The organism is Mesorhizobium sp. M7A.F.Ca.CA.002.09.1.1 (genome assembly GCF_003998555.1).
Classification (GTDB): Bacteria; Pseudomonadota; Alphaproteobacteria; order Rhizobiales; family Rhizobiaceae; genus Mesorhizobium; species Mesorhizobium ciceri.
In genome coordinates, this window is the sequence record NZ_RZRR01000086.1 from 1 (window position 1) to 10,385 (window position 10,385).

A 10,385-nucleotide genomic window follows, 5' to 3' on the forward strand; every position below is an offset into this window, starting at 1 on the left:
TCTCGTGGCGGCGCCCGGCCCAGTCGGTCCAGGCGATCGGCAATTCGATCGTCTGTTCGAAGGCGACATGGGCGAGTTCGGCGGCGATCCTGCGGATCGTGTCGGCGGCAATGCCGCAGCGCTCGGCGACCGAGTCCGGTGCGTAACTCTCATCGAGGTAGCGGTCGGCGATCAGCTGGAACACCGGGACGCAGCGGCGCCCGCCGATCGTGAAGCTGCCGGTCAGCGCCGGTTTCGCACCGGCATCGGCGGCGCTGACCGGTGTCTTCGCCACCCTGTCCCAAGCCAGCGGATTGCCGTCGGCATCGCGCACGAACAGCCCGTCATCGGCAGCACCTGGCTCCTGCACGACGAGAACATGGGCATTGGTGTAGCGCAGCAGATACTCGAGATCGACGCGACCCGCCTTGAGCAATTCGTGGATGAGGGCGAACACGAACAGGCCGTCTGTTCCGGGCCGGATGCCGATCCAGTCATCGGCAATGGCATTGTAGCCGGTGCGGCACGGATTGATCGAGACGACCTTGGCGCCGCGCGCCTTGAGCTTGCCGAGACCGATCTTGATCGGGTTGGAATCGTGATCCTCGGCGACACCGAATAGCATGAAATACCGGGTGTTGTCCCAGTCGGGCTCGCCGAACTCCCAGAACGAACCGCCGATCGTATAGAGGCCGCCGGCCGCCATGTTGACCGAACAGAAGCCGCCATGGGCGGCGAAGTTCGGCGTACCGAACTGGCTCGCCCACCAGCCGGTCAGCGACTGCGACTGGTCGCGGCCGGTGAAGAAGGCGAGTTTCCTGGGGTCGGTCCGGCGGATGTTCGACAGCCGTTCCGTAGCGATAGAAAACGCCTCCTCCCACTCGATCTCGCGGAACTCGCCGGAGCCGCGCGGGCCGGCGCGCAGCAATGGCTTCTTCAGCCTTGCCGGGCTGTAATGCTGCATGATGCCGGAGCTGCCCTTGCCGCAGATCACGCCGCGATTGACCGGGTGGTCCTTGTTGCCGTTGATGTAGCGGACCTTGCCATCCTTGATGTGTACATCGATTCCGCAGCGGCAGGCGCACATGTAGCAGGTCGTCTTGGCGATGCTGTCGGAAACGGCAGGCGAGGTGTCGACGCCGTCGCCTTCATCGGGCGCTCGCGTGTCGGCAAGCGGGCGTTGCGATGGTGCCGAATTCGCGCCGCGCGGCGGTCCCTGCATCATGATCCGGTGGCGCCTGTACGGCGCATGGATTTGGCCCGCGTCTTCGGCCCGGGGCCGCGCATATAGTGCTCTTCCGGGTGATAGCGATCGCCGGCCAGCCGCCGCCTTAAGCCGCGGGTCCAATGCGCAAGCAGGGATCTGAGCCGCCCGATCATTCTGCTCTCTGCGATCTTTCGGCGAATTTTTTCTAACTTCGCCGGAAAACTTAGAATAAAGGTATCGATCTGTCTAATCAGTTGTTCTTGTAAATTCGATCGATATTGGTTCTTAATGTGGACATGACCCTGGATCAGTTGCGGATTTTCGTCGCCGTCGCCGAGCGCGGCCACATGACCAAGGCGGCGGAACTGCTGGGCATTTCGCAGTCGGCGGCATCGGCGGCCATCCGGGCGCTTGAAGAACAGCACGGCGTCCACCTGTTCAACCGGGTCGGCCGCAACATCGAGCTTGCCCAGACCGGCCACCGGTTCCTGCCGGAGGCCAAGGCCGTGCTCGAACGGGCCGCCGCCGCCCGCAATGTGCTGGAGCATGTCTCGCAGACCGTCACCGGCAGCCTCTCGATCGCCGCCAGCCAGACCATCGCCAGCTACTGGCTGCCGCGCCGGCTGGCTTCCTTCCATGAAGCCTATCCGGCCGTCAGGCTGAGCGTCTCCATCGGCAACACCAGGCAGGTTGAGGCCAATGTCCTCGATGGCGCGGCGGATCTCGGCCTGGTCGAGGGGCGCACCGAGTCCGACATCCTGCGCCGCACCAAGGTCGACGTCGACAGGCTGATGCTGGTGGTTGCCAGCACGCATCCGGAGATCGCCGAAGTTGCGCCCGGCCACTCCGACATCAAGGACCTGCGCTGGATCATCCGCGAGGGCGGTTCGGGCACACGCGAAGTGCTGGAGGATCTGGCGCGCCACGAAGGCATTTCGCTCGCCGACTTGCAGATTTTTTTGGTGCTGCCGAGCAACGAGGCTATCCGCCAGGCGGTCGAGGCGGGAGCCGGCGCCACCATCATTTCGGAGCTTGTCGTGGCCCGCGCCGTGGCTGAAGGCAGTCTCAGATCCGTGCCGCTCGAATTGCCGAAACGCGACTTCGCCATGATCACCCATCGCGATCGCCAGGCAAGCCTGGCCCAGATGGCGCTTAAGGCGCATCTCGACGGCAAGGCGGATGCCCCGTCGGCGGGCTAGAGTATCAGAGTTTGCGGCTTTGCCGTTGGCTCGGAGGTCTTGGTACTTTGTATCGAGTGGCTGATTGAAACGCCTCACCACGACCTTCCTCCCCAGATGGGCTCGCTAGCGCTGTCCGCCTCGACGCCCAGCCGTCACTCTGGCAATCCGGCGTCCCGCAGCGCGCTTCCCAGAGTCTCCGCGAGCGCTGGCGCACAGCGCACGCCAGCAAATTGGCGGCTGTAGCGGAAGCCCGGCTGAAGCTCGCGCACGCGCGCGGCGGCGGCCCTCGCTTCGTCCAGCCGGCCGAGTTTGGCGAGCGCAGCGGTCAGTTGCACGTAGGTGATGCTGTGTGCCGGATTGGCTTGAACGGACTTGTAGGCTGCGCGACAAGCTTCTTCGTAACGCCCGCGCAGCAAATGGCTCATTGCTTGGGCGTCAAACGCGGCCCAAGCCCACGAATCGAACGGGCTTAGCCGGATACCCTTCTCGCTCCATTCTATCGCGCGCTCTGCTTCGCCGGCCCATCCGAGAACGACGCTGCCAAGAATGTAAGTCAGCGCCGATGACGGGCTAATGGCGAGGGCTGCGTCTAATGCCGTGAATGCAGCGGCGCGATCATGCACGAGATCGTATGCGTCGAGACTCTCTGGGCGCTTCCGCCTGACACGTTCAATTTCCGCTTTTCGCAAGCTTGGAGCAATCGCGCCCACCGCTGATAGCGCGATTTCGTCCTGAAGCGCGAAAATGTCCTCCGAACTGCGGTCGTAGCGCTCGGCCCACACGTGCGCGCCGGTCGATGCATCGATCATCTGAGCGGTTACGCGCACACTACCGCCAGCTTTGCGCACGCTGCCTTCGAGGACATATCGTACGCCAAGCTCGCTGCCGACCTGCTTCACGTCCACGGCGCGGCCTTTGTAAGCGAAGGTCGAGTTTCGCGCGATAACGAAAAGCCATTTTATGCGTGCCAGGCCGGTGATGATGTCATCGACCATTCCATCGGCGAAGTACTCCTGTTGCGGATCTCCGCTCAAGTTCGAGAACGGCAGGACCGCCACGGAAGGCTTCTCAGGCAAGGTCGGCGCCGACGCGGTGCGGGCGGCTGCAAAACGATCAGGGACACTCGTCGCAACAGCCGGTCCTACATAGCGATAGCCTCGGCGCGGCAGTGTTTCGATCCAGCTCTCAGCATCCGCTGCGTCGGCCAATACCCGGCGCAAGGCCGCGATCTGGACCGTCAGGTTGTTGTCGGCAACCGCCAATTTGCCCCAGCCGGCTTCGACCAGCGCGTCTTTGGATACCGGTACGCCCGCGTTTTGGAGCAGCAAACGCAGAAGCGAAACGGCGCGTTGCCCAAGCATGGTTGGCTCGGTGCCGTGATACAAAATGCCCGCCACCTGATCGAGACGGAACGGGCCAAACTGATAAAGGTCGCCTCCGATTGTCATCCAACGCTTTTAGCAAATTTTTGGGAACGAATTCACGACTTTCCCGGCATCGACGGCCAATGTCGCACAGGTGCTTGCCGGAAGTAAGCACCCAGTCAAAGGAGGATCCTATGAGCGCCAATGCCATTATTCGCATGCCCGACGAGAAGAAGGGGATCATGCTGCGTGGTCAACCTATGGTCTTCCTCGTCACCGGCGAAAACACCAAGCACACGAGCATGTTCGACTGGACGATCCCAGCGGGATTCGCCACCGGACGGCATGTTCACCGTGTGCAGGAAGAGACGTTCTACCTGCTCGAAGGCGAGTGTGCGTGGCATGTCGGCGACAAGACGGTTCGCGCAACGCCCGGAACCTATCTGTTCATTCCACCGGGAGTGCCGCACGACATCACGAATGTCAGTGAGAGACCCGCCCGCGTGCTGATGACCGTCTCTCCGCCTGGCCACGAACGCTACTTCGAAGAACTTGCCAAACTCGCGGCGCAGGGTGCGCCGGACCCAAAAGCCCTCGCTGAGCTGCGGAACCGCTACGATACTGACCAGCTCTCGACTTTGACGACACGCGGGTAGGCATCTGTCACGGCGGCCCCACGACAGCTTCTGGCCCATTGCGACATATCGCGCTGGCGCACGAGCTTGGTCGCTATCGGCGCAAAGCGGACGTGATCTTCATCGCATCACGCCGAAGGTTATGGGTACACGACCTGGCCTAAAGCGGATCAGTAATCTCTGAAAAGCTGGACCGCTCGAAGAAAGCCTCAGCCGAACTTGCGTTGCGCATCCAGCGCCAGGCCAAGTCCGACCGAGCCGAACATGTCGCCTTCGATGACGGATGCCTGCGGCACCAGCGACAGGATCTCTCGTTTGGCCAGCGGGATCGCGGTCGATCCGCCGGTCAGGAACACCGCGGTGATGTCGGACGGCTTCACCTCAGCGTCCCTGATAGTCTGCCCGACCGTTGCGGTGACCCGCTCGATGTCCCTGGCAATCGTCGCGTCGAGCCCGCTGCGCGTGATTTCGGCGGTGAACTCCGCACCCGGCAGCTTCACAGCGACCTCTGCGGATGACCTGTCGGTCAGCTCTATCTTGGCCTTCTCGACACGTGCGGCCAGCGCGTGTCCGTAGCGGTGTTCGACGACGTGGATGAAACGGTCGACGAGGTCGGCGCGCTCGGCCTCGTAGCGGATCTGGCGCAGATGCGTCATCGCCTTGGCGGTGTAGACCAGGTTGATGCGCTGCCATGTGGCGAGGTCGATGAAATAGCTTGCCGGCAGGTTGCGCTTGCCGTCCTTGGTCGGCGTCAAATAGCCGAGCTGCGGCATGACATGGGCGATGCTCAGCAGCCGATCGAAATCCGTACCGCCGATATGGACGCCCCGGCTGGCCAGGATGTCGTCCTTGCGGTCGAGCGAACGGGAGCGCTGCGGCGAGACCCGCACGATCGAGAAGTCCGACGTGCCGCCGCCCATATCGATGATCAGCGCCAGTTCCTCGCGTGTCACCTTCTGCTCGTAGTCGAGCGCCGCCGCGATCGGCTCGAACTGGAAAGCGATGTGCTTGAAGCCCTGGGCACGTGCGGCGTTCTCGAGTTCGCTTTGCGCCTTCGCGTCGGCCTCGGCATCGTCATCGACGAATTGCACCGGCCGGCCAAGAACGACGGTCTCGACCGTATCGCCGGCATCGGCTTCCAGCCTCTTCTTGAGATGGCCAAGAAACATGCCGACGATCTCCATGAAGCCGATCGACCGCGATTTGATGCGGGTCTTTTCATGGGCCAGCGAACTGCCGAGCACGCTCTTCAGCGAACGCATCAGCCGGCCTTCGATGCTGTCGGTGTAATTGGCGATGGCCTGGCGGCCAAAGCAGGTGCGGTTGTCCTCGAAGTTGAAGAACACGGCACTGGGCAGCGTGACCTGGCCGTTCTCCAGCGCGACGAGGCGCGGCTGCCCGTTGCGGACCACGCCCACGGTGGAGTTCGAAGTGCCGAAGTCGATGCCGCCGAAGGCTGGTCGCATGACAAGTTCCTGCATTTGTCGTCGGCGAGCCGACAGGCGCCATGAGAAATCGCGCGCTGTCCGGGGACGGGCTGCTCTGCCGAACCGAATTGTTTGTGTCTGCCATTTGGCTGGGGAGCGCGATCTACCGCATGCCTCGGCAAAGGGAAACCACTTTTCGGGGAAAATCCTAATCTCGCCGGAAGATCAGCCTTCCGAGCCAGCCGGTCAGCATGGCCAGCGATATCGCGAAGACGCCGTAGAGGAAGGAATAATTGTGGGCGACACGGAAGATCGACTGCTCGAAACCGGATTTGCGGATTTCGAGCTGGGCCGAGCTTTCCTTGATGAACAGACCGCTCTTGAACAGGAACGCGCGGGCTTTGTGGGTTCCAACCGGCACATTCGGCGCCAGCCTGACGGTGGCGCGGAAAAGGTTCTGCGACAGGAATTGCACGCCGCCGACATTCTCGCTGTAGAGGCCGGTCGCTGACTTGCGCTCCCGCAGTGCTGCCGTGAACTCCTCGATCGTCGCCGGGCTGTCGCCGGCATCGGCGGGCTGCATATAGAGGTTGGAGGCGCCGAGCGACAGCTGCTTGTAGCTGTTGGGTTCGGTGATGTCCTGCAGCGGCCGCGTCGTCGCCACCGAATAGGAGACCGGCACGTTTTCGAAGGTCTCAGAGTCCAGATTGACCCAGACGCCGAGCACCCTGTCCTTGCGGCGCACCACCACCGGTTTGGGCGGACCTTCGAGCACGACGATGACGTCGTAGCGGCCCTGGCGCGCGACGAGTGGATCCGGGTTTTCCAGCGAACCGAAGATGGTCAGATCGGCCCCGGAAAAACCGGCGGTGATCGAGACGTTGTCGGTGGAGAGACCGATCTGGATGCCTTCGGTCAGCGGGACCTGTGCCTTCGCCGGCACGGCGGCCGCAAGCAGCGACAGGACAATGGCGGTTGCGAATGTGCTGCGAGCCTTCATCAGTTGAGGCCCGCGGCAGACAGCGAATAGAGGTTGGGCGGGGTGACGAAAAGATCGATCGCCAATCGTATCGCCACCGCCAGCACCAGCAGTGCCAGCAAGGCCCTGAGCTGCTCGCCGCGCAGCCTCTGGCCGGCCTTGGCACCGTACTGCGCGCCGGCGACGCCGCCCGCCATCAACAGGAAGGCCAGCACGACATCGACTGTCTGGTTGGTGGTGGCGTGGACCAGCGTCGTATAGGCGGAGGTGAAGATGATCTGGAACAGCGAGGTGCCGATGACGACATTGGTCGGCACTTTCAGCAGATAGATCAGTGCCGGCACCATGATGAAGCCGCCGCCGACGCCCATGATCGACGACAGGAAGCCGATGCCGGCGCCAAGCCCAAGTACGGGGATGACGCTGACGAACAGTTTTGACGCCCTGAAGCGCATCTTCAGCGGCAAGCGGTGGATCCAGTTGTGCTGGCCGGATTTCTTCAGCACCGGCGCCGCACCGCTGCGCGTCGCGCGCAGCGCATTGACGCTTTCGACCAGCATCAGCCCGCCGACGGTGCCGAGCAGCACGACGTAGAGCAGCGAGATGAACAGGTCGAGCTGGCCGAGCCTGCGCAGGAAGGCGAAGACGTAGATGCCGCCGGTGGAACCGACAATGCCGCCGGCCAGCAACACCCCGCCGAGCTTGAGGTCGAGCGTACCGCGCTTCATGTGCGAAAGGACGCCGGAGACGGAGGAGGCGATGACCTGGTTGGCGCCAGTGGCGACAGCGATCGCCGGAGGGATGTTGTAGAAGATCAAGAGCGGCGTGATGAGGAAGCCGCCGCCGACGCCGAACATGCCCGACAGGAAACCCACCGCCGCGCCCATGGCCAGCAGGACGAAGATATTGACGGAAATTTCCGCGATCGGAAGATAGATGCCCACCCGTCAGTCTCGATCAGTTCTGCCTGTCGGCGAATGCAACCGTTGCGGGCATCTTGGACCGACAAGCCAATTCGTTCTTGCGCCGGAGGTGCTGCGAAGTCAAACCGCGCTACGCCGCCGAAACAAAAAACATCTCAATCAGTTAACAGGCGAATGTGTGGCAAGGGCGTCGTGGAAGCGACGCCTCTGCCGTTATTTGCGCGCCAGCAGTGCCTTCACCAGGTTTTCGTCGACTTCGCCGGTCGCCGCCATCTTGTTGTCGGTCTGGAAAGCCATGATCGCGGTCTTCGTTTTCTGGCCCATCTTGCCGTCGGCGCCGCCGGCGTCGTAGCCGTTCTTGTTGAGAATGCGCTGGATGTTCTGGACGGCCTTCTTCATGTCGATGCTGGCGGTCGTCTGCGGCGCGCCGTCCTGCCAGGACTCGGGAATGTCGGCCGAGTTGGCTGCCGCATCCAGCGGCTTGGCCTTCCACAGCTCGGTCGCGGCGCGGGCGCGCTCGAGCTGCTCGGGCCGCAGCGCATTGGCGATCTCGTCACGCTTGGCCGCCGCATCCTTGTCGCCTGTCTTGGCGACGAGCGCGAACCATTTGTAGGACTCCTCGAGGTTCTGCTTCATGCCGACGCCCTTGGCGGCGAGGATGCCGAGATTGAACTGGCTGTCCTTGACGCCGACGTCGGCCGCCGCCTGGAACCAGTGCGCGGCCGATTCATTGTCGGTCACGCCGTCAGCCGCCATGGCAAACAGCACGGCCAGATTGTGCATGCCGCTGGCGTTGCCCTGTGCCGCGGAAAGCTGGTACCAGGTCTTCGCCTTCTTGATGTCGCGCGCGACGCCGATGCCCTTTTCGTAGAAATTTCCGATACGGTATTCGGCCGGCGCGAAGCCGAGTTCCGCCGATTTCTCGTACCATTTGGCCGCTGCCGCCATGTCTTCCTTGACGCCGCGCGACTCGGCATAGCGCGAGCCGATTTCGAACAGCGCCTTGGCGTCGCCGCTGGCAGCGGCATCACGCAAGGCGGCCGGGCCGGCGTCAGCGGGAATGTCGAATTTTGCCGTCGTCGCCGGCGAAGCGTCCACCGGCGGAACCGCGCCCGTGGTGTCCTTGGCGGTGGTCGGCTCTGTCGCCATAGGCTGGATGCCGGTGGCGGTATCGGTATCGGCAGGTTCGGCGGCGACCGGAACGGTCGAGGCCGGCGCAGCCGAAGCTGTCGTCGTCTCGGACGCCGCTGGGTTTGCATCGGCCGATGTAGCCAAGGCGACGGGGGCGGGAACCGGTTCTGCGATCGGCGCGGCACCCATCGACGGCTCGGCGCCTGACGGCGTGGCAATCATGCTTTGCGCGGCCATGTCGTCCTTGGTTGCCGGTGCGGATGGCTCGGCCTGTCTGACGGCATGGTCCGGCGCGCTTTCCACTGCCGCGGGCTGCGCGTCCGTCTTTGGCTGGCTCGCGGCATCGAGCGAGGCGGTTTGCATCGGCTGCGAGGCGACGATCGGCACGACATCGTTGCTCGCCACCTGGGCCGGATCGGCGAAAAAGGCCTTGCCCAGTTGCAGGGCGCCCAGCGCCAGCAGGATCGCGGTTGTCCCCATCAGGATCGGCTTGCGCCGTGCCTTGAGCAGGTCGCCGATCCGCAGTGCCTTCACCGGTCCGGTCACCGTCGACTGGCGCTTCAGCGCATCGGCCTCGGCGGCCGCGGCCTGCGCCGCGCGCCGGGCAGCGGCGATGAAATCCGATTTCGCGGCATCGGTGTCGCTGGGCTTGGCCGGCTGGCCGCGCTCGTCACGCACGCGCTTCATGATGGCATTGAGGTCAGGTGCGCCGGAGCCGGGCTCCAGCGGCCGGTTGGCCATTTTCGGATCGAGCGGCTCGTCGAGATCGACGCTCGGTATTGGGGCACTCGGCGCTGAGCCGGCCAGTGGCGGGATATCCGCCTCCTTCTTGCCCTTGAAGGCGCGGGCCAGCCCGCCGAACAACGATTTGCGGCCGCCGGCCTGTCCGCCTTTCTCGGCGATCGTGTCCGAACCGAGCGCGGCCATGGCCGCCGCCGCGGCAGCCTCGGCCGGCGTGCGCGTGCCAATACCAATACCGAGGTCGCTACGCATACCCAGGTCGCCGCGTGCACCCGGCTCATTGCGCAGGATGGCGGCGGCACGGCCATCGAGATCTGCCATGTCCCCAGTCAATGGCAGGGGCTGATCGATATCCATCGACGGCGCGTCGACGGCCATTTTGGGTCGGCGCACGCCGCGCCAGTTGCTCGGCTCGGCCGGTGCCGCATCCAGCAATTCGCTCATCGCCTCGACCGGCTCGCCGGGTTCGAGCGAACCCAGCCGGTCGACGATCTTGAGCAACGTATCGTGGATGGCCTCGAACGTTCTCGAATTGCGTTCGTCGGAGCGCCGCGTCAGTGTTTCAAGCGTCTTCAAATCCTGGGCGAGGCCGGAAACCGCGGTCGCATTGGCGCTCGAACCGGCCAGCGATTGCACTGCGTTCTCGGCCGCTTCGCGCGCCGCGCCGAGAATGGAATCGCGGGTTCCTGCGAGCGACTTTTCAATTTCGTTGAGACGCGGGCTGATGTCCTCGAATTCCGGCAGCGGGGTGCTGGGCTTGGAAAGATGAGCCGACAGGCCGGCAACCTGTGCTTCCAGGCTGCGGATCAGCGCCGGAT

At 63.8% G+C, this 10,385-nt stretch carries 9 protein-coding genes; 2 read left to right on the forward strand and 7 right to left on the reverse strand.

Annotated elements, in window-relative coordinates; genetic code table 11:
- Together EN994_RS06290 and EN994_RS35300 are read right to left on the reverse strand one after the other, a co-directional pair.
- Nucleotides 1–1,204 (reverse strand): molybdopterin-dependent oxidoreductase (locus EN994_RS06290; RefSeq protein WP_164745825.1); only part of this gene is annotated, 1,204 nt, incomplete at its 3' end.
- The gene (locus EN994_RS35300) at nucleotides 1,201–1,533 is read right to left on the reverse strand and encodes a hypothetical protein (RefSeq protein WP_127390035.1); all 333 of its coding nucleotides are present in this window, start codon (nucleotides 1,531–1,533) and stop codon (nucleotides 1,201–1,203) included. The genes EN994_RS35300 and EN994_RS06290, both read right to left, overlap by 4 nt.
- On the opposite strand from EN994_RS35300, the gene EN994_RS06295 reads away from it, so the two are divergent.
- Entirely contained in the window at nucleotides 1,483–2,385 is a 903-nt protein-coding gene (locus tag EN994_RS06295) for a LysR family transcriptional regulator (RefSeq protein ID WP_063170005.1), read from the forward strand. The two genes, EN994_RS35300 and EN994_RS06295, sit on opposite strands and share 51 nt — an antisense overlap.
- A 134-nt stretch (nucleotides 2,386–2,519) precedes the next feature.
- Here the strand turns inward: EN994_RS06295 and EN994_RS06300 are convergent, their stop codons facing one another.
- Nucleotides 2,520–3,815, reverse strand: a complete 1,296-nt coding sequence (locus tag EN994_RS06300; RefSeq protein ID WP_063170006.1) for a winged helix-turn-helix domain-containing tetratricopeptide repeat protein — start codon at nucleotides 3,813–3,815, stop codon at nucleotides 2,520–2,522.
- 110 nt (nucleotides 3,816–3,925) lie between these two features.
- On the opposite strand from EN994_RS06300, the gene EN994_RS06305 reads away from it, so the two are divergent.
- On the forward strand, nucleotides 3,926–4,387 hold the full coding sequence (locus tag EN994_RS06305) for a cupin domain-containing protein (RefSeq protein ID WP_013533666.1): 462 nt from the start codon (nucleotides 3,926–3,928) through the stop codon (nucleotides 4,385–4,387).
- A 188-nt stretch (nucleotides 4,388–4,575) separates the two neighbouring features.
- Here EN994_RS06305 and EN994_RS06310 read toward each other — a convergent pair whose 3' ends face one another.
- From EN994_RS06310 to EN994_RS06325, 4 genes are all read right to left on the reverse strand, one after another.
- Nucleotides 4,576–5,832 (reverse strand): Hsp70 family protein, encoded by a 1,257-nt coding sequence (locus EN994_RS06310; RefSeq protein WP_027161735.1) that lies wholly within the window; start codon nucleotides 5,830–5,832, stop codon nucleotides 4,576–4,578.
- Between the two features lie 169 nt (nucleotides 5,833–6,001).
- Complete coding sequence (locus EN994_RS06315; protein ID WP_013533664.1) at nucleotides 6,002–6,793, reverse strand: TIGR02186 family protein; 792 nt, start codon at nucleotides 6,791–6,793, stop codon at nucleotides 6,002–6,004.
- Nucleotides 6,793–7,716, reverse strand: a complete 924-nt coding sequence (locus tag EN994_RS06320; protein ID WP_013533663.1) for a sulfite exporter TauE/SafE family protein — start codon at nucleotides 7,714–7,716, stop codon at nucleotides 6,793–6,795. Before EN994_RS06320 ends, EN994_RS06315 begins: the two co-directional genes overlap by 1 nt.
- Nucleotides 7,717–7,908: 192 nt before the next feature.
- Nucleotides 7,909–10,385, reverse strand: a 2,477-nt coding sequence (locus EN994_RS06325; protein WP_206530377.1) for a peptidoglycan-binding protein, incomplete at its 5' end; no start/stop codon positions are given.